Below are 21,996 nucleotides of genomic sequence, written 5' to 3'. Positions count from 1 at the left end.
CGCAGCCGGATCCTGGAATGGCTAGTCCTTTGGAACCACGCAAGAGAAGAGGTCCGATCGCCGCAAGGCTGCTGGCGGTGGATGCGTGGATCGATTCCTCGGTCTACGAAATCGGCTTCAGGGCGCGTCAGTTCTGGGAAGCGGCGACCATCTTCTCGCGGCGTTTCCGCGTCGGCGGCTGGCGCCGCGGCATGATTGAACTGTTGAGTGAAGGATTTACGCTCGGTGCGGGCGGCATCGTTGTGCTTTTGGCGCTGGCCTTGCCGGCCTTTCAGATAACCGCCGGCGACTGGCGCACGCAGGGCGATTTCGCCGTCACCTTCCTCGACCGCTACGGCAACGAGATCGGCCAGCGCGGCATCATCCAGCGCGATTCGGTGCCGGTCGACGAGATGCCCGACCATGTCATCAAGGCGGTGCTGGCCACCGAGGACCGGCGCTTCTTCGACCATTACGGCATCGACGTGCTTGGCCTGTCGCGGGCCATATTCGAGAACGTGCGGGCGAATTCCGTCGTCCAGGGCGGCTCGAGCATCACCCAGCAGCTGGCCAAGAACCTGTTCTTGACCAATGAGCGGACATTCGAGCGCAAGATCAAGGAAGCCTTCCTGTCGCTATGGCTCGAAGCCAATCTGTCGAAGAAGGAAATCCTGCAGCTTTACCTCGACCGCGCCTATATGGGCGGCGGCACCTTCGGCATCGAGGCGGCGGCAGATTTCTATTTCGGCAAGAGCGTCAAGGACCTGAACCTTGCCGAGGCGGCGATGCTGGCCGGCCTGTTCAAGGCACCGACCAAATATGCGCCGCACATAAACCTGCCCGCCGCCCGGGCGCGCGCCAATGTCGTGCTGTCCAACCTGGTCGATTCCGGCTTCATGACCGAAGGCCAGGTGCTGCAGGCAAGATTACACCCGGCCGAAATCGTTGATCGCGGCGAGCAGAAAAGCCCCGACTATTATCTCGATTGGGCCTTCGAAGAGGTCAAGAAAATCGCCGCCAAAAGCGGCCAGCACTCGCTCGTCGCCCACACCACCTTCGACGCCAACATCCAGAAGGCGGCCGAAGAATCGATGGAATTCCACCTCCGCCAGTTCGGCAAGGAATACAACGTCACCGAGGGCGCGATCGTCGTCATCGAGACCAACGGCGCGGTCAGGGCGATCGTCGGCGGCCGCGACTACGGCGCCAGCCAGTTCAACCGCGCCACCAAGGCGCTTCGCCAAACCGGCTCCTCTTTCAAACCCTATGTCTATGCAACGGCGATGGAGCATGGCTTCACGCCGGATTCGGTGGTTTCCGGCGGACCGATCTCCTGGGGCAGTTGGTCGCCCCACAATTACAATGGCGGGTCGGCCGGCAACGTCACGCTGATCACGGCGATGGCCAAATCGATCAACACCGTGCCCGTGCGGCTGGCCAAGGATTATCTCGGCATCAAGCCGATCAAGGCGATGGCCAAGGCAATGGGCGTCGAGTCGCCGCTGGAATCACACAAGACCATGGTGCTCGGCACATCGGGCATGACCGTGATGGACCAAGCGACGGGCTACAGCGTGTTCGCCCAGAACGGCTTTGCCGGAACCCGGCATGGCGTCAGCCAACTCTTCACCCGCACCGGCGAGGTGGTCTACGACTTCGCCAAGGATGCGCCGCCGCCGCATCGGGTGCTGTCGGAGCAGGCGCTCAAATACATGAACACCATGCTGGCAGCGGTTCCGATGATCGGCACGGCGCGGCGCGCGGCCCTTCCAAACATCGTTATCGCCGGCAAGACCGGCACGACCCAGTCCTATCGTGATGCGTGGTTTGTCGGCTTTACCGGCAACTACACGGCCGCCGTCTGGCTTGGCAATGACGACTTCACCGCGACCAACAAGATGACCGGCGGCACGCTGCCGGCCATGGTGTGGCAGCGCCTGATGCTCTATGCGCACCAGAATATCGACCTCAGACCGATCCCTGGCCTCGATCACCCCTTCGTCGATGCCGAAATCGCTGCCAAGGCCGAGGAAGCGGAAAAGAAGAGCGCCGAACAGGCAGCAGCCGATGCCGCCGCCGAGCGTCCGCCGGTGCTGTCCAGCCGGACCACCCAGACCCTGAAGGAACTCACCAAGCTGTTCCAGGCGGCACCCGTGCTCGACGCGCCCGCTGCACCGGAGACCCTCTCGGCGCTCTGAGCGGTCAATTCCACAGGGCCGCTTGCCACAAGCCCCCGCACCGCGATATCCCGAGCGACAGTCTTTCAGTCCCCGGCCTTCGGTTCCCCGGCTCCTCATGCTCAAGAATGCCTTCCTGACACTGCTTTCGCTTGCCATCGCCGTCGTCGGCGGTGGCGGCAGCGTCTGGTATGCACTGAAGCTGCAGGACGGCGTCGGCGCCATCAGGATCGGCCAATGGACCGCCTTCCCCGATATCGGCACGCCGACGGCGGATCCTTATTCGAAGGCCCGCGTGGCGCGCGAAGGCGTGCTGGCGCTCGGACAGGCGGAAGGACTGTCCTTCATCGCCGAGCGCGATTCCGGCGGCGAGCAACTCAAGCGGCAATGTGCCTACAAGATTACGGGCGGCTTTCCCACGGCCCGGTTCTGGACCCTCTATGCCGCAGATCGGTCGCTTGGCGTGATCGAGACCGGCAAGCCGAGGCTGGCTGCGCTGCAGTCCTATCAAGTGCTGCGCGAGGCCGACAATTCGGTGATCATTTCCGTCGGCAGCCGCCCGGCGCCCGACAACTGGCTGCTGACCAGCGGCGCCGGCGGGATGTACTTCGTGCTCACGTTCTATGACACGCCGATCGCCAGCAGCACCGGCCTCTCGGACGTCACGCTGCCGCAGATCCAGAAGGTCGGCTGCAATGCGTAGCCTGCTGCATGCCGTGCTGCTCGGCCTGCTTGGCGGCGGCATCGTGCACATCATCGTGCTGCTGCTCGTCCCCGAGTTTTCCGAACGCGACGCCTGGTCGCGATTGGCCATGGCTTCGGATCTCTACAAGATGACCAGGCTCGACGCGGAAGCCGGCGGCGCGCCGGTGGTGAAATCGGTCGATCCGCTGTTTTATGCGGCGGCTTGCCGCTTCGACCTTGCCGAGGGGATGGTGCGGGTCAAGGCGCCGGGAAAGGTGCCGTTCTGGTCGATATCGGTCTATGACCGCGGCGGCCACAACATCTACTCGTTCAACGACCGCAGCGCGACCGCAGGCGTGCTCGACACCGTGGTGCTGACGCCGGCGCAGATGATCGAGGTCCGCAAGAATCTTCCCGCGGAACTGCAAGGGGCGATCTTCGTCGAAGCGCCGATAGCGGAAGGCATGTTCGTCATCCGCTCGTTCGTGCCCGACGACAGCTGGAAGCCGATCGTCTCGCGGTTTCTCGAACAGAGTTCCTGCGAACTGCAGGATTTTTAAACCGCTTCCGATGCTCAGTGATGCGGTACCGGCAATGTCCCCGAAGGTCCCGGCTTATCGGGGCCGACCGGCCGCGTCTCGCCGGTCAGCGGCCGCTGCTCGTAGCGGACCCCGGGAAAGATGATCACCGCCGCCGGCGTTCCCGCGGTTTGTTGTGCTCGATTGGTTGCCGCCGGTCGCGGCACGAAAGACAGTACCATGCCCATGGTTCGCGTATTCCTCTCGGTTGCCCCGGAGCACAACGCAACGCCTCCATAGTCGATTAAGGAGACAGTAGGTTAACGGAGCGCTAACGGATCGCCGCTAAATTGATCTTTGTTCTTGGGAAACGCGAAACCGGTACAGCCCGGCAGAGCGCAGTCCAGATCGTGTCGAGTGTCGGGCGTATCCTTCGTGTCAGCTTCGGATTTCAGGCAAATCGCAGCAGGAGCTGAATCGGGAAAGGCCGAGAGGCTGTTCCGCGCCGCGGTGTCGGCGTTCTGTTCGCTCACCCGACCTTCACGCCGCGAGATCGCGCAGCTCGAAGACCTGACGCTGCCGCTTTTCGACAATGTCTCGGTCGAATCGCGCCGCTACGTCGCGGCAGCCCTTTCCGAATGCGAATATGCACCCGCCGCGCTGGTGCGGCGGCTTTGCCAGGAGCGGGTCGATATCGCCGCTCCGCTGCTCATCCGCTCGCGTGCCCTCAGCGACGTCGACCTGATCGCGCTGATCGGGCGCCACGGGCTGCCGCATGCCCGTGCCATTGCCCGCCGCAAGGATCTCAATCAAACGATCGCGGATCTCATCAAAGTGCTCGAAAGGCCGACGCTGGTGCGGTCGCAACAGCAGCCGGAAACAACCGCCAAAGCCGCGTCCGAAAACGCCGAAGTGGTTGCGAGCGATGCCAACAGGCAAGAGGCTTCCGATGCCGCCGAAACAGTACGCCGCCGGTTGCGATCCATGATGCGCGCCGAGAGCGGCACCGCTATCGGTCCGTTCGTCGAGCCGCAAACCTATGTCAAGCTGCGCGAGACCGCGCTGACCGGCAATGCGGCATTCTTCCAGACAGCGCTCGCCGATGCGCTCGAAGTCGATTTTTCAACGGCGCGGACGCTCACCACGAGCCAAAATTACACACCGCTGCTGGCCGCCTTGCGCGCGCTCGACCTTAGCGAAGACAAGGCGTTCCTGATCACGGCCGCCATCTATCCGACCGAGTTCCCGCACCCGCAGGCGATCCGCATCTTCCTCGACCGCTACCGCCTGCTACACCGCGACGCGGCGTTGGACAGGCTCCGCGGCTGGAAGGCCGACACCGTGTCGAAAATCGTTCGCAAGCCCGGGCGCGTCGCCGCAAACGCGGACCTGCGCAAGCCGAACAGCGCCGATGTTGCCGCTGTCTCAAAGGCGCGTCGCGTCTGAAAAGTTACGGCGACTTGACCGAGATAAGCTCCTCGACGGGAATGGCGCCCGCCTCGACCTCGACCACCCAGATATCAGGATCGAATTTCTTCTCGCGCTCCAGCCGCGCGTCGAAGATGGCAGCATCGCCGCCTTCGCCGAGACGGGTGAAAAAACGGTCGTCCGGCCTGGCCGAATCGTAGCTCGTCTGCGGCGCCGGCCCGAATAGCGCCATCTCCCCCAGCCTGCCACGCGCCAGCACGAAAACCGCGCCGGCTTCCGTGGCGCCGCGCTTGACCACGGCGGCAAAGCCGCCGGCGCTGAAAACCCGACGCAACAGCGCCGATACCCACAGATCGGTGGTTACCCGCATGGAGAATTCCTGGCCATGCGGCGGTCCTTACAGCATTGGCCGGAAGACTGTAACCGGTCTTTGCCGAGCGACCGGCGTGCGGCCGTCACGACCCTCAGTTGGTCAGGCCGATCTCGCGCATCTTGACGTAGACGATCTCGTCGGGCTCGCCGGTCTCGGGCAGGCCGAAAAGCGCCTGGAATTCCTTGATCGCGGCCTTGGTGCGTGCGCCGACGACGCCGTCCAATTGCATGTCGTCATTGCCGAAAGCTTTCAGTCCGGCCTGGATCTTGACGATGCGGGGATCAGGTGCCGCCGCATTTGCCGGTGCGGACGCTGGAATGGCGGCTGGAACAGCGGCCGTTTCGACCGGCCGCGGCACGGGATGCGGCACAACGGCCGCGGTCGTCGGCGTGGCACCCAGTTGATCCAGCAGAGTGCTGTCGATCTCGCCGGAGGCATTCAATCCGACCTTCTGCTGATAGGCCTGGATGGCCTTGCGCGTATTCGGTCCGGGAATGCCGTCGACGGTGCCGGAATAGAAATCGAGATCCTTCAATATGCCCTGGACCTGCTCGACGACCGGGTCGCTCTTGATCGGCGCAGCCGCCGGACGCACGATGTTGATGGTGGTTTCGGGCTCGTCGCTGTCCGCCCGGGGAAAGCGCTCGATGCTCCTGGTGAGGAAAAACGCGCCGGCGTGCGGAAAGGGCTGGTACCAAAGAGCGTTCGCCGAGACGTAGAACAGCGTCACCAGGAATGCGGTGGAGCCGCCGACCACAACTGGATTGCGCGAGATCAGGCTGCCCAGAGCCATCGCTCCGTGCTCGAAGGCATTGCCGCGGCGTTTGACCGCCTTAGGCTGTTTTGCGGAGCGACCCATTGCTCTCCCCTTTGCCACCGTCCGCTCTGGCTTTGGCCGCGGACATCGGCACCACGCCGGTCTTCTCCGCCGAGTGGCCCGTCGGGCCGTTCACGGGAAGGCTGATCGTTACCGTGGTGCCCTCGCCCGGCATGCTTTCGATCGACATGGTGCCGTCGTGCAGCGCCACCAGCCCCTTCACCAGCGAAAGCCCGAGCCCGGTGCCTTCGAACCGGCGGGTATAGTCGTTCTGTATCTGCATGAACGGCTTGCCGAGATTGGCAAAATCTTCCTCGGCGATGCCAATGCCGGTGTCCCGGACCCAGAAATGCAGCCGCGAGCCGATCCGCTTGGCGCCGATCACGACGTTGCCGCCTTCGGGTGTGAACTTGATCGCGTTGGAGACGAGATTGATCAGGATCTGCTGCACGGCGCGCCGGTCGGCATTTATTTCGCCTGCGTCCGGCGCGATCTGGGCCTGCAGATCAATGGCTTTTGCCTCGGCTTGCAGGCGCATCATCGACTGGCACATCTCGACCGCTTCGTGGAAGCGGAACGGTTCCGGTTCGGTCGCATAGGCGCCCGATTCGATCCGCGACACGTCGAGTATCGAGGTGACGACGGCGAGCAGGTGCTGGCCCGAATCCCTTACCAAGCCGACATATTCCTTCTGGCGCGGATCCTTGAAGCTGCCGAACATCTCGTGCAGCAGCATATCGGAAAAGCCGATGATGGCATTGAGCGGAGTGCGCAGCTCGTGGCTGACGACGGCAAGGAAGCGTCCCTTCGCCACCTCGGCCGAGGCAGCCGCTTCATTGGCGGCGGCAAGCTCCTGGCGCAGTCCGGCCAGTTCATCATTCTCGCGCAGAACGAGCGTGAAGACAGTGTCTTGCCCCGGCGCGCGCATCATCTCGAGCGAGAACGGCCGGTAATTGTCGGCCGTCACGCCGCTGTTCTGCGGCAGCCGGACGCGAAGGTCGAGCCGGCGCGACAGGGCGCCATCGCGCATATCGGCCAGCGCGCTGAGATACGGGACGCGGTCGGACAGATGGATGCGATCGAAAAGCCCGGTACCGAAAAGCAGCTCCGGCGGCAGCCTCAGGATCGTGCGCGCCTTGGTCGAGGCGTCCAGAACCTCGCCATGCGCCGCTATTCGCAGCACGACGGCGTCGATCAGGTCTTCGAGCCGGTCGCTGTCGGCAGGATCAAGCTGTGCGTTGGCGGCGCCACGAAGTGGAGCGACACGCGGAAAGAGCGTGAGCGCCCAGGCCAGTGGTACCAGCCAGTGCCATGCGGCGATTTCGGTCTGGCCGAGCGGCAAGACGGAACCGGCGAAAGGCTGCAGCAAGACTGCGACAAGGGCCGATATGGCGCCCCAGATCACGGCACGGCGCGACTGGCCGATCCACCAGGCTTCAAACGGCAGCGCCACCGCAAGCACGGCAACCGGCGAGGCCACACCGCCGGCGGCAGCGATAAGGGCACCCAGGGCAACACTGCCCACGACCAAGGCTAGTTGGCCGGCCAGGGTGATCTTACCCGATGCAGCCATCAGCAGGGCGGCGAACCAGCAAAGGCCGAACGCGGCAAAGATCGCAGCCACAGTCACGGCCGCGCCCATGCCCGACGTGACCAGCGTCACGGCTGCACCTGCGCTGAAGAAAGGAGCCGCCAGCATGACGCCAATGAACCGGCTGTGGCGGCGGCGGTCATCCTGGCCGAGGACGGACGGATGAACCATCCGTTCGCAACCGGCGGCTATCGCGCCCGGCAACTCGGCGTATCTGGCCTTGATCGCACTCAACTCAACGCACCCGGTCGTGAACGGCCCTGCTTTGCAGGTGGCTTTTGTCGATCCGAAACTCGCATCCAGCGTTTAAGGAATGGATAAGGCTGGGCCGATCGTCCCCCGGCCGGCTGCAAATATCGGGATACCGGCGGCGAAAAACCGGCGCAATTGCCGCCATAGTAAACGGAGCGTTATCCGGACCGCCCTCGCCTGGATTTGCGGCCGAGGGCATCAAGATGTCGCCGATTCAAAAAACGAGGAGGAAAAACAATAGGTTCGATGGTTACCGTTTGCTGAATAAAATCTAAGTCGTTCGAGGCAAATGAATTTCAAAACGCTTCGTTTCGAATCTGCCTAAAATTTGAGGAAAACTGTTGCTTTCGGGACAAGCCGTCCTTTGCGCGTCTATGCCAATATCGCGGTACAAGGGTTGTGCGGTTCGGATGCATGACCGTCATAAAGGACAGACAGATGGGCTTTCTGATAAGAGCGGCTTTCTGGTTTTCGCTGGTGCTTCTGGCGCTGCCGCTGGGTGTCGGCTCCGATGATGCGGGCCGTGAAAGCGTCGGGCCGCTCCAGGCGCTGTTTGCCGCGCGCGAAGCCGTCGGCGACATCGCCGGCATCTGCGAGCGCAAGCCGGACGTCTGCGAGACCGGCAAATCGGCAATGCACACCATCACCGCCCGGGCAAAGGAGACCGCCAAGATCGCGGCCGCCATGCTGGACGACAAGGCCGCTGAACCCGATACGGTGACGACCACCGGCAGCGTGCCCGAGGAAATCGTCTTGCCGGCGAAAGTCGATTTGCCGGCGAAAGTGCACTTGCCGGCAAAGAACTGAGACTGTTTCGGCCGAATCCATCGCTAAACCGCAGGGCGCCCCGCTCTCGGCGCCTGCGGCGTTTCTCCTCTTTTTCCGTGACGCGGCCGCGCCGGATGACTATATCCGGGGAAATGACCACGACGATCCAGACCATCCGCGACGACTTTTCCCTGCTCGACGAGTGGGAAGACCGCTATCGCTATGTGATTGAACTGGGTGAAGCGCTGCCGCCATTTCCCGACGAGCAACGCATACAAGCCAACAAGGTGCCCGGCTGCGTCAGCCAGGTCTGGCTGACCACCGAGCAAGGCGAGGGTGCCAATCCCGTTATCACCTTCAAGGGCGATTCCGACGCCCATATCGTGCGCGGCCTGGTTGCCATCATGCTGGCGCTGTTTTCGGGACGGCCCGCCAGCGAAATCCAGAGGACCGACGCAGAGGCAACGCTAAAGGCACTCGGACTTGACGAGCACCTGTCGCCGCAGCGCGCCAATGGTCTTCGCTCGATGGTCAAGCGTATCAAGCGTGACGCCGAGGCAGCGCTGAAGCAGACCGCCTGACCGGACGGCAATTACCGGCAGTATGAAGAACTGGCGGCCCGAGCTTGGTCTCCCCACAATACAAAACGGCGCCCGAAGGCGCCGCTTGAGTGTCAAACCGGAAGAGCCGCTTGTCAGCGTCCCTTGCGCTTGCGACCGAGACCCATCTTCTTGGCGAGCTGCGAACGGGCGGCCGCATAATTGGGCGCAACCATCGGATAGCTCGGGTCCAGGTTCCACTTTTCGCGATACTGGTCGGGCGTCAGATCATAGTGGGTCATCAAGTGACGCTTGAGCGACTTGAACTTCTTGCCGTCTTCGAGACAGATGATGTAGTCGTCATGCACCGAACGCTTCGGATTTACCGCCGGCTTCTGCTTGTCGGCAGGCGGCTGCTCGGCGGCCCCGCCGACGCGCCCGAGAGCGGCATGGACATCGGCGATGAGGTTCGGCAATTCGCCGACCGGCACGGGATTGTTGCTGACATAGGCGGCCACCACATCGGCGGTGAGCTCGATCAGCGCGTCACTGTTTCTGGAAGGTGTTTCGGTAATATCCATGGCGTTCAGGCCCCAACGAGAATTGTTTCTGTTTGCGCCCGTTTCGATAGTTGGGCATCGCGCGAACTTGTGCAGGAAAAAGCCTCCGCGATTCGCGTCGCGGCATCTTAATGGGCCTGAGCGTCAAGTAAGTCAATTCGCTTCTTGCGCTCTATTCAGCGATACAAGTCAAATCTTTCATATTCAGCTTCACTCTTTCGTGCAGAGTGTAACTTTGCCGTTTTTTCTGGTCAGACCAGCATCGACTGACGCCGCGGCAAGCAGCCATTACACAGACGGCAGCAGGTAAATAGAGCTCAATGCTTGATCCTGCCGGCAGCATTACAGCCTGGCCGATCGGCGGATTCAGTAAAATCATAGGTTGCGAAGCGTTACTGTTGCTCGTGAGCCGTCGGCCGGAGCGGCGTGCTGCGTCACTGAAACGGGGTGATGTATTTTCCGTAGACCCAGCCGGTGACGAACTGGCCGCTCTGTGCCGGATCGTGCCAGACTTCGCACCAGCGATGGCGGATCTTCTGTTTCTGCTGCCAGTAGGTTTGGCTGGTCATGTCGAGCAGGTTTATCCCACCGGTGCATTTGCCGGTCATCTGCAGAACCGTCCCGTTGGGATAGGCGGCCTGCTTCTGCGAAGTTCCTGAAGGATATTTGCGCACATTGAGCGTGTCGCCGAACGGCACATTGGCCACTTGCCAAGCCGCAAAGGCAGTTGCATGAGATTGACCGGCATTGGCCAGGGTCATCGCAGCGACGGCGAGGGCCGCGGCAGTCCGAGAAAAAATATTCATTGTCCTCTCCTCCAGCCCGTCCTCTTGAGCCACCACGACAATAGATCGTAGCCCTTGAACCCGCGCTGATCGGCGTGTTCATTCGCCATTCAAGTAACTTCCACAGCGAGACGCAATGACCAGAACTCCAGTGTTTCCGACCGCCACCCCGCCACAGCCGGAGAAGCGGCCGATCTTCGACACGCATCACGGCATGACGCGGACGGACGACTATGCCTGGCTGAGGGCCGTGAATTGGCAAGAGATGTTCAGGGATCCGTCCCTGCTCGACGGCGAGATCCGCGCCCACCTTGAAGCCGAGAACGCTTATCAGGCGGCGCTGATGGCCGATACAGCCCGGCTGCAGAAGCAGCTTTTCGCGGAAATGAAGGGACGTATCAAGGAAGACGATTCTTCCGTGCCGATGAAGGACGGGCCCTACGCCTACGGCTCCTCCTTCAAGCTTGGCGGCCAGCAGCCGCGTTATTTCCGTACCTCGCGCGACGGCGGCGACAAGCAGATCTTGCTCGACGGCGATGCCGAGGCCGAGGGCAAGCCCTATTTCCGCCTGGGCGGCGTCGATCATTCGGACGACCACCACAAACTGCTCTGGGCCTTCGACGACAAGGGTTCCGAATTCTACACGCTGCGCGTCCGCGATCTCGCCGGCGGCAACGATCTGGCGGACAGGGTCCCGGACACCGGCGGCGGCGGTGTGTGGGATGCCGGTAATGACGGTTTTTTCTACACCCGCCTCGACCCCAACCACCGTCCCTCCAAAGTGCTGTTCCATGCGCTTGGCGATGGTCCTGAAAACGACCGGCTGATCTATGAGGAAACCGATCCGGGCTTCTTCATGGATGTCGGCGGCACACGCTCCAACGAGTGGATCATGATCGGAATCAACGACCATGAGACGTCGGAATACCGCATCATGATCGCCAACGACCCGTTCGTAGAGCCGAAGCTGGTTGCAGCGCGCGAAACCGGCTTGCAGTACGACCTCGAGGAAGGCGGCGACGTCTTCTTCATCCTCACCAATGCCGACGGCGCCAAGGACTTCAAGATCATGACGGCGCCGGCCGATGATCCGGTGCGCGCCAACTGGCAGGAACTGGTGCCGCACGAAGCGGGCCGCCTGATCCTTTCGGTAATCGGCTTCAAGGACCACATGGTCCGGCTGGAGCGCAAGGAAGGCCTGCCACGCATCGTCGTGCGCGATCGCAAGAGCGGCGAAGAGCACCTGACCTCCTTCGACGAGGAAGCCTTCTCGCTCGGCCTGTCCGGCTCCTACGAATACGACACCGAAATCATGCGCTTTTCCTATTCGTCGATGACGACCCCGGCGCAGGTCTTCGATTACAACATGCGCACCCGCGAGCGCGTGCTGCTCAAGACCCAGGAAGTGCCGTCCGGCCATGACCCGGAGCACTATGTCACGCGCCGGCTGATGGCGCCTGCCGCCGACGGCGAACTGGTGCCGATCTCGCTCCTCCATCACCGCGACACGCCGCTCGACGGGTCGGCGCCTTGCCTGCTTTACGGCTACGGCTCTTACGGCATAGCCGTGCCGTCCGCGTTCAACACCAATTTGTTTTCGCTGGTCGACCGCGGCTTTGTCTACGCGATTGCCCATGTCCGCGGCGGCAAGGACAAGGGTTATGGCTGGTACGACGACGGCAAGCGGGCGAACAAGATGAATACGTTCACCGATTTTGTCGCTGCCGCCCACCACCTCGTCGCCGAACGCTATACGCAGCATGACCGCATCGTTGCGCAAGGCGGTTCGGCCGGCGGCATGCTGATGGGCGCGGTCGCCAACATGGCGCCGCAATGCTTCGGCGGCATCGTCGCCGAGGTTCCCTTCGTCGACGTGCTCACCACCATGCTCGACGCCAGCTTGCCGCTGACGCCGCCGGAATGGCCGGAATGGGGCAACCCGATCGCCTCGGCGGAGGATTACCGGACCATCGCTGCCTACTCGCCCTACGACAATATCGCCGCACTCGACTATCCGCCGATCCTGGCGCTGGCCGGCCTGACCGACCCGCGTGTCACCTATTGGGAGCCGGCCAAATGGGTGGCGCGGTTGCGCGACCGCAAGAAAGGTGGGAATCCGGTTCTGTTCAAGATCAACATGGATTCAGGCCATGCCGGCGCCTCCGGCCGGTTTTCCAGGCTGGAGGAAATCGCCTTCACCTACGCCTTCGCGCTCAAGGTGACAGGCAAAGCCGAACCAGCCGCGTGAAGTCGGGGGAGAGCGGTCATTGCCTTCCGTTCCAAGACGTGGCTTTCATTCGCGGTGAGAGTTGCGGAGACGCCCACCAATGATCGATCTCACCACATTGATTGCGTATGTCGCGGTTGTGCTTGGCTTTGTCTTCATCCCCGGTCCGGCCACCCTTCTGACCGTGGCGCGGGCTACCAGTTCCGGAACCAGGGTTGGCATCGCGACCGGCGCGGGGATCGCGGCCGGCGACGTGGTTCACACCTTCATGGCGATCGTCGGCATTTCGGCGATCATTGCCACGTCGGCGGCGCTTTTCAGCATCGTGAAATACATCGGCGCAGCCTACCTCATTTATCTCGGCATTCGCGCGATCATCGAGAAAACGCCTGCCTATCCGGCCGCCGGCGCACTTGCGATCCCCGCTGCCAAAGCATTTCGGCAGGCTGTTTTGACCGAGGTTCTCAACCCCAAGACCGCGCTTTTCTTCCTTGCATTTCTTCCGCAGTTCGTGCGGCCTGAAAACGGATCGGTGATGCTTCAACTGGCGACATTGGGCGTGATCTTTGTTCTGTTGGGCCTCATCAGCACGCTGGTTTTCGCCGTGGGTGCGGGCGGCCTCGGTGCATTCCTGCGCCGAAACCCGACGGTGCTGAGATGGCAAGGCAAGGCTGTCGGCGGCATCTATTGCGCCTTGGGCATCCGGCTGGCGCTGCAACAGCGCTAGGACCTCGACAGGCGACGCCGTATGAGGCTTCGGATAATGGGCAGGCACAGCTGATTTTCCGCTCGCAATTGCAAAGGCCGCGCGCTACCCAGTGCGCGGCTTTTCACAGCCGCGCCAACACACAATCACCCAGGGATCTGCCATGTTGCTCGTCGATGTCTATCTCGACAAATCGCCCATCCAGGGCATCGGCGTCTTTGCCAAAAACCACATTGCCCGCGGCACGCTGGTCTGGAAGCTCGACCCGAAATACGACCGGCGCATCGAGGTGGAGACCTACGAGCGGGAAACCGGGCCGGTCAAAACCTATCTCGACCGCTACGCCTATCCGGACCGGCGCGACCCGAATTACATCGTCTTCGAAGCCGACGATGCGCGCTACATGAACCATGCCGACAGCCCGAATTGCGACGTCTCGCAGCCGGAGGAGACCTATGCCTTGCGCGACATTGCGCCCGGCGAGGAAATGACCTGCGACTACAATCACTTCTTCGAAACCGGCTTCGACTTCCTCGGCGACCGCTGACCCAACGGCCCGTCAGCTCGCCGGCTTCTTGTGCGCCGGATAGCCGTTGGGATGCGGCGGCACGGCTTTCAGATAGGCGGCGATCGCCGCGCGGTCCTCCCGGGTCAGCACGGCCATGTTCCGTTGCACGTCGACCATCGCGCCGCCGACCGTATCGAAGTCCGGCGTGAAGCCGGTTTCGAGATAGTTGGCGATGTCGGCCTCCGACCAGTCCGCGATGCCGCCCTCGCCCGACGTGATGTTGGGCACGATGCCGCTGCCTTCCGCGGCCGCGGCGCCTGCCAGCCACTGGCTCTTCCTGGTACCGCCGGTAAGGTCCCGCGGCGTGTGGCATTCGCCGCAATGGCCGGGGCCTTCGACCAAATAGCGGCCGGCCTGCACCGGCTGCGGCGTGCCTTCGGGAAAGGAAACGACCGGCTTGTCGCTCAGATAGAGCAATTTCCACAGACCAAGGCCGCGTCGGACGTTGAAGGGAAACCCCAGCGAATTGGCGGGTGCCTTGCCGGCGACCGCGGGCAAGGTCTTCAGGAACGCATAGAGATCGGCAATGTCGGCCGGCTTCATGCGCGCGTATGAAATATAGGGAAATGCTGGATAAAGATGCTCGCCCGACGGCGACACGCCCTTCAGCATGGCGTTGGCAAAGTCTTCGACCGACCAGGCGCCGATGCCGTCCTTGGTATCCTGCGAGATATTCGGCGGCACGAAGGTGCCGAATGGCGTCTTGAGCTCGAGGCCGCCGACCAGCTGAAGGCGAGCGTCGCCTTGCGAGCCAGGCTTGGCATGACAGGATGTGCAGCCGCCAGCGTAGAAGATGCGCTTGCCCCTGTCAGCGTCACCGGGGCCAAGCTGCGCCAGCGTGGCGGCACCGAGCCTGACCGGAGCCGACAGGAACCAGCCGGCAATCGCGGCGACGCCGCCCAGAACGAGGGCGGCGCCGACGAGTTTCTTCAGCAAGGGCATTGCCCGCTATCAGCCTTTTTTCACCCTGTAGCTTTGATGACAGTTGCCGCAGCCGCCGCCGATGGTGTTGAACTGTGCCTTCAACGCGTCGGCATCCGCAGGTGCCGCGGCGACCGCCGCCTTGACGTCGGCGAGGTACTTGCCTTCAGCCGTCTTGAAGCCGGCCATGTCCTGCCAGATCTTGGGAGACGCCGTGGTGTCGCCGGTGTCGCTGCCCGCCGGGAACAGCGCGTCGACGCCGGCATGGAATTTCTCGGCATTGGCCTGCAGTGCCTGCAACGCCGTCAGCACCGAAGCTGCGTCGTAGGGCGTCTCGCCCTTGACCACTTTCGACAAGCCGGCGGCGATCTTGCCACGTTCCTTCATCAGGGCCTGCCGGTCAGCGACCGGTTCGGCAAATGCCGCCGAACCGGCGAAGGCGAGCATCGAGATGGCGAGGATAAGCTTTCTCATTCACTTGGCTCCATGTTGAAGGCAATTCAGGGTGCGGTCCCACCCCGATGACAAACGGCAAGGATGGCTTAAAAATTCCGACGCTTCGCCTCACGCTTGCGTGAAATTTTTGCAACTGTCGTTCTGATGCTGAAAAAGAAAAGCCCCGGTTCTGCCGGGGCTTTCTGGAACGGATCAGGCCTTTTCGTAGAGTTCGAGCACATAGTCCCAGTTGATGAGACTGTCGACGAAGGCTTCGAGATATTTCGGCCGGGCGTTGCGATAATCGATGTAGTAGGAATGTTCCCAGACATCGACGCCAAGGATCGGCGTCGCGCCATGGACGAGCGGGTTCTCGCCATTCGGCGTCTTCGAGATCGCCAGCTTGCCGTCCTTGACCGAGACCCAGGCCCAGCCCGAACCGAACTGGGTGGTGCCGGCGGCGATGAAGTCGGCCTTGAACTTGTCGTAGCCGCCAAGATCGCTGTCGACCGCTTTTTGCAAGGCGCCCGGCAGCTTGTTGCCGCCGCCGCCCTTCTTCATCCATTTCCAGAAATGGATATGATTGTAGTGCTGGGCGGCATTGTTGAAGAGCCCCGCATTCTTGCCGAAGGACTGTTTGACGGCCTCTTCGACCGACAAATCGCCCAGGCCCGCCTCGGCGGCCAGCTTGTTGCCGTTGTCGACGTAGGCCTTGTGGTGCTTGTCGTGATGATATTCCAGCGTTTCCTTGGACATATAAGGCTGCAAAGCCTCGTAATCATAGGGCAAGGCGGGCAATTCAAAAGCCATCGGTCGTACTCCCTCGTGGAAAAATCCGGTGTCGATACCGGACTAACATAGGACTGGATTGGTCTGGAACAACTCCGGAAACGAAGCGCCGGGCCGCTTTTTAGCGGGTCAGCCGGGCGAAGTCGAATGCGCCCATTCCCAATAGAGTTCGCGCGCCTTCTTGGCCACCGGCCCGGGCTGCAGATTGCGATCCTCGATACGGGTGACCGGCACGACTTTCGAGTGGTTTCCGGTCGAGAAGATTTCGTCCGCCTCCAGGAAATCGCGGATCGACAGCGTCTTTTCCGTCGTCGTGAAACCGTACTCGCCAAGCAGGGCCATGGTGCGCGCGCGAGTGATGCCGGACAGGAAGGTGCCGTTCGGCGCCGGCGTCAGGACATGGCCGTCCTTGACCAGGAAAATATTCGAGGTCCCGGTCTCGGCGACATTGCCCAGCATGTCGAGCACGAGCGCATTGTCGAAGCCGCGCATCTTGGCTTCGAGGATGGCCCGGCCGTTGTTGGGATAAAGGCAGCCGGCCTTGGCGTTAGTCGGCATGGTTTCGATTGTCGGGCGGCGGAACGGCGACACCGTCACCGAAAAACCCACTGGCGAGATCATCGGCGATTCATAGAGGCAAAGGCAGAAACGCGTCGAGGCCGGGTCGGCCGGCACGCCCATATAGCCGCCATGCTCGGCCCAATACATCGGCCTGATGTAGACCGCTGTGTTGCCGTCGAACTTCTTCAGCCCGTCCCAGGTCAGGCCGACGATCTTGTCGGTGCTCATCGTCGGTTTCAGGCCGAGCGCGATCGCCGAGGCGTTCACCCTTGCTGCATGGCGATCGAGGTCGGGAGCGACGCCCTCGAACCAACGGGCGCCGTCGAACACGCTGGTGCCGAGCCACATGGCATGGCTGCGCGGCCCGAGGATGGCGACGTTGCCCTCATACCAGTCGCCGTCGACGAAGGTCCATGTCGCGGATTGCGCCGCAGTCGCCAGTGTCATTGCCAGGTTCCGTTCGATGCTTGTTGCGGCGCATTGGAAGATGCTTTGGCGGCCGCCGTCAACCGGTTTGGCTGAGATTTGTTGAGGCCAGCGGGCTGGCGGACTGCAATCAGCGCTTGCGCCTTGCCTTGCGCAGCCTCAAAACTGTCGCATGCACCATGCAGCTTACGTTTTCGACGCCTATGGCACGCTGTTCGACGTGCACGCGGCCGTGCGCCGTCACGCCGACCAGATCGGGCCGGACGGCCAGTTGCTGTCCGAGATCTGGCGCGCCAAGCAGCTGGAATATTCCTGGGTGCGGACGCTGATGGGGGCCTATGCCGATTTCTGGCAGCTCACCGAGCAGGCACTCGATTTCGCCCTGCGCAAGATTCCGTCCGCCGATGCCGGGCTGAAGGCGAAGTTGCTCGAGGCCTATTGGCGGCTGGACTGCTATCCGGAGGTGCCGGCCGTGCTCAAGGCGCTCAAGGCATCGGGGGCAAGGCTGGCGATCCTGTCCAACGGTTCGCCTGAAATGCTGGAGGCGGCCGTCAAGTCCGCCGCGCTCGACCAGGTCCTGGACGACGTCTTTTCCGTCGACAGCGTCAGGCGCTTCAAGACCGACCCGTCGGTCTACGACATAGTCACCACGGGCTGGCGCCTCTATCCAGGCGCTGTCTCTTTCCAGTCCTCCAACCGCTGGGACGTTGCCGGCGCCACCAAATTCGGCTTCCGGACGGTGTGGATCAACCGCGCCAATCACCCAGAGGAATACCGGGATTTCCCACCGGCCCTGATCCTGCCGTCCCTTGAAGGTCTGGTTGCCGCGGTTTGACACCGGAAACGTTGCGTCGGCGCAACAGTGGCGATCCAGTCACAGCTTTGCCTTTGTTTGTCCACCCTGCGGCCAGAATTGGAACCGCCTATCGCGCCGAGCATTGCTCGAGCACCTGCGCACAACCGGACGCATTCATGCTTTGTTGCGATTTGAGACTTAAAAAAGGCAATCATGTTCACACCTCCATCGTCCTCTCTGCGCCTTAGCCGTCGCGGTTTCCTCAACGCCGCAGCCCTTGGCGCCGCCTCGGTCGCGGTCTCCAGTTGCACCACGCTGTCGCAACAGCCGGTCGAGCCACCGCCGCCGACCTATGTCGAGCCGGCGCTCGGCGACTATATGACGATGTATGGGCCGATGTCTGATGGCGGCTTCGAGCTGCCGGCCATACCGGTCGACAAAATCGACCCGCAGTTCCTGCGCCAGATCGTGGACGATCCGACCGGGCAGCAGCCGGGCACCATCGTCGTCGACACCACCAATCACTTCCTCTACTTGGTGCGCCCGGGCGGCCAGGCTATCCGCTACGGCGTCGGCCTCGGCCGCGCCGGCTTCGAATGGTCGGGCGATGCCGTGGTCCAATGGAAGCAGAAATGGCCGAAATGGACGCCGCCGGATGAAATGATCTCCCGGCAGCCGGAGTTGAAGCCGTACAGCGCCGATAATGGCGGCATGCCCGGCGGGCTCAAGAACCCGCTTGGCGCGCGGGCGCTCTATCTCTTCCAGGGCAACCAGGACACGCTCTACCGCTTGCACGGTTCGCCGGAATGGCGGTCGATCGGCAAGTCGGTGTCATCGGGCTGTGTTCGCCTGATGAACCAGGACATTATCGATCTCTACGACCGTGTGCCGAACAAGACCCCGGTCGTGGTGACGGCCGATATCGGCCAGCCGATGGTGGCGACCGCAAACCGCAAAGCCATTCCGATCGACGCCGGCGTGCCGGAAGGATCGATCCTGCTCGGCCCGATAAAATCGATCACAAACTCGATCTTCTGAGCTGGTCGAAAGCGCGGGCGGGATCTTCCTCGCTCCTGGTGGTTTTGCTGCGCGTCGGCGTGCCCGTATCGGTGCCCGCCTTTAGGTCCGATGCTTACGCCGAGCAGCGGATTTTGCCGCGCTGTGTGCAGATGCCGCCGGTGGACAGCTCATGACCCATTCACGACAGTCGAAATCACGGTGAATGGTCCGCTTGCGCCTGTAAAGCGAACGTACGACGCAAAATCGTGCTACGAATCTCGTCTGGCTGGCCCTGGGCGAACCAGAGGAAACTAACGTCTATGCATAGCCCTCCACGGCCCTCCTGAATCCCTAGGTTTGGACGCCAGTTCGAGCGGAGCGCCAGAGAGATGCCCTGAGGCGCTGCTGTCACGTGGGATGGCTGCCTCGCAGGCGCCGCCCTCCGATAGCTCATGGGCGGCTTGAGGCGGCGATCGCGGGATAGTCGGTATAGCCAGCGGAGCCGCCGCCATAGAGCGTCGCCGAGTTGAACTCCGTCAGCGGCATACGCGTCTTCAGCCGTTCCACAAGGTCGGGATTGGCGATGAACGGGCGCCCGAAGGCGAAGAGGTCCGCTTTGCCCTCGGCGAGCCGCGACGCCGCGAGTTCGAGGTCATAGCCGTTATTGGCGATATAGGTATTGTTGAAGCGCCGGCGGAGCGATCCGAAGTCGAACGGCGCGACATCGCGCGATCCGCCCGTGGCGCCCTCGACGACATGGATATAGACGATGCCCAAAGCGTCGAGTTGATCGACGATATAGTCGAACTGCGCCTGGGGGGCGCTGCTCGAGACGCCGTTGGCGGGCGAGACGGGCGAAATCCGGATCCCGGTTCGCTCGGCACCGATCTCCTCGATCACCGCAGCGGTAACCTCCAGCATCAGCCGGGCGCGGTTCTCGACCGATCCGCCATAAGCATCCGTGCGGACATTGGCACCGTCCTTGGCGAACTGGTCCAGCAGATAGCCGTTGGCGCCATGAATCTCGACGCCATCGAAGCCGGCCTCAATGGCGTTCGCGGCTGCTTGCCGGAAATCGTTGACGATCCCCGCAAGCTCGTCGAGCGCCAGCGCGCGGGGCCCCGAAACCTCGACAAAGCCGTTGTTCACGAACGTCTTGGTCGCGGCCCGGATTGCCGAGGGCGCCACGGGCGCGGCGCCGTTCTCCTGCAGATCGACGTGCGAGACGCGGCCGACGTGCCAGAGCTGTAGGAAGATTCGCCCGCCCTTTGCGTGCACGGCGTCGGTGACCTTGCGCCAGCCGTCGATCTGGTCCTGGGTGTAGATGCCGGGCGTGTCCTGGTAGCCCTGCCCCTGCTGCGAGATCTGCGTGGCCTCGGAAATCAGCAGGCCTGCCGATGCGCGCTGGCCGTAGTACTCCGCGGCGAGATCGCCTGGAACGAAGCCCGGGCCAGCGCGATTGCGCGTCAGGGGCGCCATGAGGATACGATTGGAGAGGATCAGCGAGCCGAGGGTATAGGGCTGGAACAGCGTTTTGTTGGTCATGGGTCACCTTTGTCTGTCCCCGCCGCGGCGGGGTCGTTTATCGAAGTGGTTTCGTTGGTGCTCAGGCGACCGTGCGGTATCGCTCGGCGGGGTGTTCGTTCCGATAGTTCGGAAGCATGGCCTGGCGCGCGGCCTGAAGCGCGTCCCACTGACCGGCATCGGGGAGTGGCGGGATGGTCACCGGTTCGCGGCGGTCGAAGCCGACCAGCGCCGCGTCAACCAGATCGTCCACCTCCATGACGTTGGAGAGCGCGTTGACGTCGGCGCCGACGTGGCCCCAGATCTCGGTTCGCGTCGTGGCGGGCAGCACGGCTTGGACGTAGACGCCCTTCGGCTCAAGCTCGAGGCTGAGCCCCTGCGACAGAAACAGCACGAAGGCCTTGGTCGCGCCGTAAACCGTCATGCCGAACTCGGGCGCCAGCCCGACCACGGAACCGATGTTGACGATCGCCCCTGCACCCGCCTTCGCAAGTCGCGGGGCGATGGCGCTGGCAAGCCGCAGAAGCGCGGTCGTGTTGAGCGCAACGAGCCGGGCGACGTCATTGGTACTCTGCTCGATGAAGCTTCCGCCGATGGCTGTTCCGGCATTGTTGACGAGAATCCCGATGCGGGCGTCATCGCGCAGCCTCGTCTCTACCGTTGCAAGCTCGGCAGGCTGCGTAAGATCAGCCTGGATGATGTCGATCGCAACGCCAGTTTCCTGACGGAGCCGGGCTCCCAGTGCCTCCATTCGTGCCACGTCACGGGCAACCAGCACGAGGTCGTGTCCGCGGCGGGCGAACCGTTCGGCATAGGAAGCTCCGATGCCCGTGGAGGCGCCGGTGATGAGGACTGATGGAATGGTGGTCATGGCATTGCTCTTTTCTCTGATGGAACCTATATTCATGACGATCATCATGATTGCGGCTAAATATGATGGGCATCATGTAAATGTCAACGGGGCCGACGGAGAATTTTGAAATGAAGGTCAGTCGAGAGCAGATGGCGGAGAACCGTCACCGGATATTGGATGCGGCCAGCCGGCTGTTTCGCGAGAAGGGGTTCGACGCGGTCAGCGTGGCGGAAGTGATGAAAGCCGCCGGGCTCACCCATGGCGGTTTCTATGGTCATTTCAGTTCGAAGGACGACCTGATCGCGCAGACCCTTGCCCACGTCCTCGCCGCGGACTCAGGCGGAGGGGGCGATCTTCGCACTTATGTAGGTTCCTATCTTTCGCCCCGGCATCGCGACAACTGCGCCGGTGGCTGTCCGACGGCGGGTCTTGCCGCAGCCATCCGCCATCAGACCCCGGCTGCACGCTCGGCCATGACGGAAGGCCTACGATCGCAGATCGACCGTATTGGCAAGGCGCTCCCGGAGTTGGATCCGGCAGACAGACGCCGCGCGGCGATCGGAAGCTGGGCAGCGATGGTGGGGGCAGTAATCCTCGCCCGGGCGATCGACGATCCCGCGCTCTCGGATGAAGTGCTTGAGCAGACGCGTGCCTGGGTCGATGCCGGGATCAGCCAAGTGTCTGCCAGCTAGGTCGTCTGCGGCAGGAGTGCTCTTGTCG

Annotated in this window: 24 protein-coding genes; 12 read left to right on the top strand and 12 right to left on the bottom strand. The window is 62.6% G+C overall.

Annotated elements, in window-relative coordinates:
* The first annotated feature begins 17 nt into the window (after positions 1-17).
* From NKG95_RS18840 to NKG95_RS18830, 3 genes are all read left to right on the top strand, one after another.
* On the top strand, positions 18-2,177 hold the full coding sequence (locus NKG95_RS18840; RefSeq protein WP_353041885.1) for a transglycosylase domain-containing protein: 2,160 nt from the start codon (positions 18-20) through the stop codon (positions 2,175-2,177).
* Between the two features lie 97 nt (positions 2,178-2,274).
* A complete protein-coding gene (locus NKG95_RS18835; RefSeq protein WP_353041883.1) occupies positions 2,275-2,859 on the top strand; it encodes a DUF1214 domain-containing protein in 585 nt (194 codons plus the stop codon).
* The gene (locus NKG95_RS18830) at positions 2,852-3,400 is read left to right on the top strand and encodes a DUF1254 domain-containing protein (protein ID WP_023718401.1); all 549 of its coding nucleotides are present in this window, start codon (positions 2,852-2,854) and stop codon (positions 3,398-3,400) included. The genes NKG95_RS18835 and NKG95_RS18830 overlap by 8 nt, the downstream gene beginning before the upstream one ends.
* A gap of 14 nt (positions 3,401-3,414) precedes the next feature.
* Here the strand turns inward: NKG95_RS18830 and NKG95_RS18825 are convergent, their stop codons facing one another.
* Positions 3,415-3,606, bottom strand: coding sequence for a hypothetical protein (locus NKG95_RS18825; RefSeq protein ID WP_353041882.1), 192 nt, complete (start codon positions 3,604-3,606; stop codon positions 3,415-3,417).
* A gap of 187 nt (positions 3,607-3,793) precedes the next feature.
* On the opposite strand from NKG95_RS18825, the gene NKG95_RS18820 reads away from it, so the two are divergent.
* On the top strand, positions 3,794-4,804 hold the full coding sequence (locus NKG95_RS18820) for a DUF2336 domain-containing protein (protein WP_353041880.1): 1,011 nt from the start codon (positions 3,794-3,796) through the stop codon (positions 4,802-4,804).
* A 4-nt stretch (positions 4,805-4,808) separates the two neighbouring features.
* Here the strand turns inward: NKG95_RS18820 and NKG95_RS18815 are convergent, their stop codons facing one another.
* The 3 genes from NKG95_RS18815 to NKG95_RS18805 form a co-directional block, all read right to left on the bottom strand.
* Positions 4,809-5,156: a DUF1491 family protein gene (locus tag NKG95_RS18815; RefSeq protein ID WP_353041878.1), complete on the bottom strand. Its 348-nt coding sequence runs from the start codon at positions 5,154-5,156 to the stop codon at positions 4,809-4,811.
* Between the two features lie 94 nt (positions 5,157-5,250).
* A complete protein-coding gene (locus tag NKG95_RS18810) occupies positions 5,251-6,018 on the bottom strand; it encodes a peptidoglycan-binding domain-containing protein (protein WP_353041876.1) in 768 nt (255 codons plus the stop codon).
* Complete coding sequence (locus NKG95_RS18805) at positions 5,993-7,738, bottom strand: ATP-binding protein (protein WP_353041940.1); 1,746 nt, start codon at positions 7,736-7,738, stop codon at positions 5,993-5,995. Before NKG95_RS18805 ends, NKG95_RS18810 begins: the two co-directional genes overlap by 26 nt.
* A gap of 519 nt (positions 7,739-8,257) precedes the next feature.
* Between NKG95_RS18805 and NKG95_RS18800 the strand changes: the two genes are divergently transcribed.
* Together NKG95_RS18800 and NKG95_RS18795 are read left to right on the top strand one after the other, a co-directional pair.
* Positions 8,258-8,626, top strand: coding sequence for a DUF5330 domain-containing protein (locus NKG95_RS18800; RefSeq protein ID WP_023718406.1), 369 nt, complete (start codon positions 8,258-8,260; stop codon positions 8,624-8,626).
* Positions 8,627-8,739: 113 nt separating this feature from the next.
* On the top strand, positions 8,740-9,168 hold the full coding sequence (locus tag NKG95_RS18795; RefSeq protein WP_023718407.1) for a SufE family protein: 429 nt from the start codon (positions 8,740-8,742) through the stop codon (positions 9,166-9,168).
* Positions 9,169-9,281: 113 nt separating this feature from the next.
* Here the strand turns inward: NKG95_RS18795 and NKG95_RS18790 are convergent, their stop codons facing one another.
* Both NKG95_RS18790 and NKG95_RS18785 read right to left on the bottom strand, forming a co-directional pair.
* Positions 9,282-9,707, bottom strand: coding sequence for a Ros/MucR family transcriptional regulator (locus NKG95_RS18790; RefSeq protein ID WP_023677844.1), 426 nt, complete (start codon positions 9,705-9,707; stop codon positions 9,282-9,284).
* A gap of 413 nt (positions 9,708-10,120) precedes the next feature.
* Positions 10,121-10,492, bottom strand: a complete 372-nt coding sequence (locus tag NKG95_RS18785; RefSeq protein ID WP_023718408.1) for an SH3 domain-containing protein — start codon at positions 10,490-10,492, stop codon at positions 10,121-10,123.
* 115 nt (positions 10,493-10,607) lie between these two features.
* Here NKG95_RS18785 and NKG95_RS18780 point away from each other — a divergent pair, with 115 nt between their 5' ends.
* The 3 genes from NKG95_RS18780 (at position 10,608) to NKG95_RS18770 (ending at position 13,951) form a co-directional block, all read left to right on the top strand.
* The gene (locus tag NKG95_RS18780; RefSeq protein ID WP_353041874.1) at positions 10,608-12,719 is read left to right on the top strand and encodes a S9 family peptidase; all 2,112 of its coding nucleotides are present in this window, start codon (positions 10,608-10,610) and stop codon (positions 12,717-12,719) included.
* A 79-nt stretch (positions 12,720-12,798) separates the two neighbouring features.
* Entirely contained in the window at positions 12,799-13,425 is a 627-nt protein-coding gene (locus NKG95_RS18775; protein WP_352848204.1) for a LysE family translocator, read from the top strand.
* A 142-nt stretch (positions 13,426-13,567) separates the two neighbouring features.
* Entirely contained in the window at positions 13,568-13,951 is a 384-nt protein-coding gene (locus NKG95_RS18770) for an SET domain-containing protein (RefSeq protein WP_023718410.1), read from the top strand.
* A gap of 12 nt (positions 13,952-13,963) precedes the next feature.
* Here NKG95_RS18770 and NKG95_RS18765 read toward each other — a convergent pair whose 3' ends face one another.
* From NKG95_RS18765 to NKG95_RS18750, 4 genes are all read right to left on the bottom strand, one after another.
* The gene (locus NKG95_RS18765) at positions 13,964-14,914 is read right to left on the bottom strand and encodes a cytochrome c (RefSeq protein ID WP_353041872.1); all 951 of its coding nucleotides are present in this window, start codon (positions 14,912-14,914) and stop codon (positions 13,964-13,966) included.
* Between the two features lie 9 nt (positions 14,915-14,923).
* A complete protein-coding gene (locus NKG95_RS18760; protein WP_353041871.1) occupies positions 14,924-15,367 on the bottom strand; it encodes a c-type cytochrome in 444 nt (147 codons plus the stop codon).
* A 174-nt stretch (positions 15,368-15,541) separates the two neighbouring features.
* Positions 15,542-16,138: a superoxide dismutase gene (locus tag NKG95_RS18755; RefSeq protein ID WP_023718413.1), complete on the bottom strand. Its 597-nt coding sequence runs from the start codon at positions 16,136-16,138 to the stop codon at positions 15,542-15,544.
* Positions 16,139-16,246: 108 nt separating this feature from the next.
* Positions 16,247-17,125, bottom strand: a complete 879-nt coding sequence (locus NKG95_RS18750; RefSeq protein ID WP_353041870.1) for a branched-chain amino acid aminotransferase — start codon at positions 17,123-17,125, stop codon at positions 16,247-16,249.
* Between the two features lie 151 nt (positions 17,126-17,276).
* Here NKG95_RS18750 and NKG95_RS18745 point away from each other — a divergent pair, with 151 nt between their 5' ends.
* Positions 17,277-17,939 (top strand): haloacid dehalogenase type II, encoded by a 663-nt coding sequence (locus NKG95_RS18745; RefSeq protein ID WP_353041869.1) that lies wholly within the window; start codon positions 17,277-17,279, stop codon positions 17,937-17,939.
* A gap of 174 nt (positions 17,940-18,113) precedes the next feature.
* Positions 18,114-18,938: a L,D-transpeptidase gene (locus tag NKG95_RS18740; RefSeq protein WP_352856192.1), complete on the top strand. Its 825-nt coding sequence runs from the start codon at positions 18,114-18,116 to the stop codon at positions 18,936-18,938.
* A gap of 411 nt (positions 18,939-19,349) precedes the next feature.
* On the opposite strand, the gene NKG95_RS18735 is transcribed toward NKG95_RS18740, so the two are convergent.
* Positions 19,350-20,444, bottom strand: a complete 1,095-nt coding sequence (locus tag NKG95_RS18735) for an alkene reductase (RefSeq protein WP_353041868.1) — start codon at positions 20,442-20,444, stop codon at positions 19,350-19,352.
* A gap of 61 nt (positions 20,445-20,505) precedes the next feature.
* Positions 20,506-21,294 carry an SDR family NAD(P)-dependent oxidoreductase gene (locus NKG95_RS18730; protein WP_352776311.1) on the bottom strand — a complete coding sequence of 263 codons (789 nt, stop codon included), beginning with the start codon at positions 21,292-21,294 and terminating at the stop codon, positions 20,506-20,508.
* Positions 21,295-21,404: 110 nt separating this feature from the next.
* Between NKG95_RS18730 and NKG95_RS18725 the strand changes: the two genes are divergently transcribed.
* Positions 21,405-21,968 (top strand): TetR/AcrR family transcriptional regulator, encoded by a 564-nt coding sequence (locus NKG95_RS18725; RefSeq protein WP_353041867.1) that lies wholly within the window; start codon positions 21,405-21,407, stop codon positions 21,966-21,968.
* Positions 21,969-21,996 lie beyond the last annotated feature (28 nt).

It is taken from the genome of Mesorhizobium sp. M1423 (assembly GCF_040317575.1).
GTDB lineage: Bacteria > Pseudomonadota > Alphaproteobacteria > Rhizobiales > Rhizobiaceae > Mesorhizobium.
This window is presented reverse-complemented; position numbering and strand designations above follow the sequence as displayed.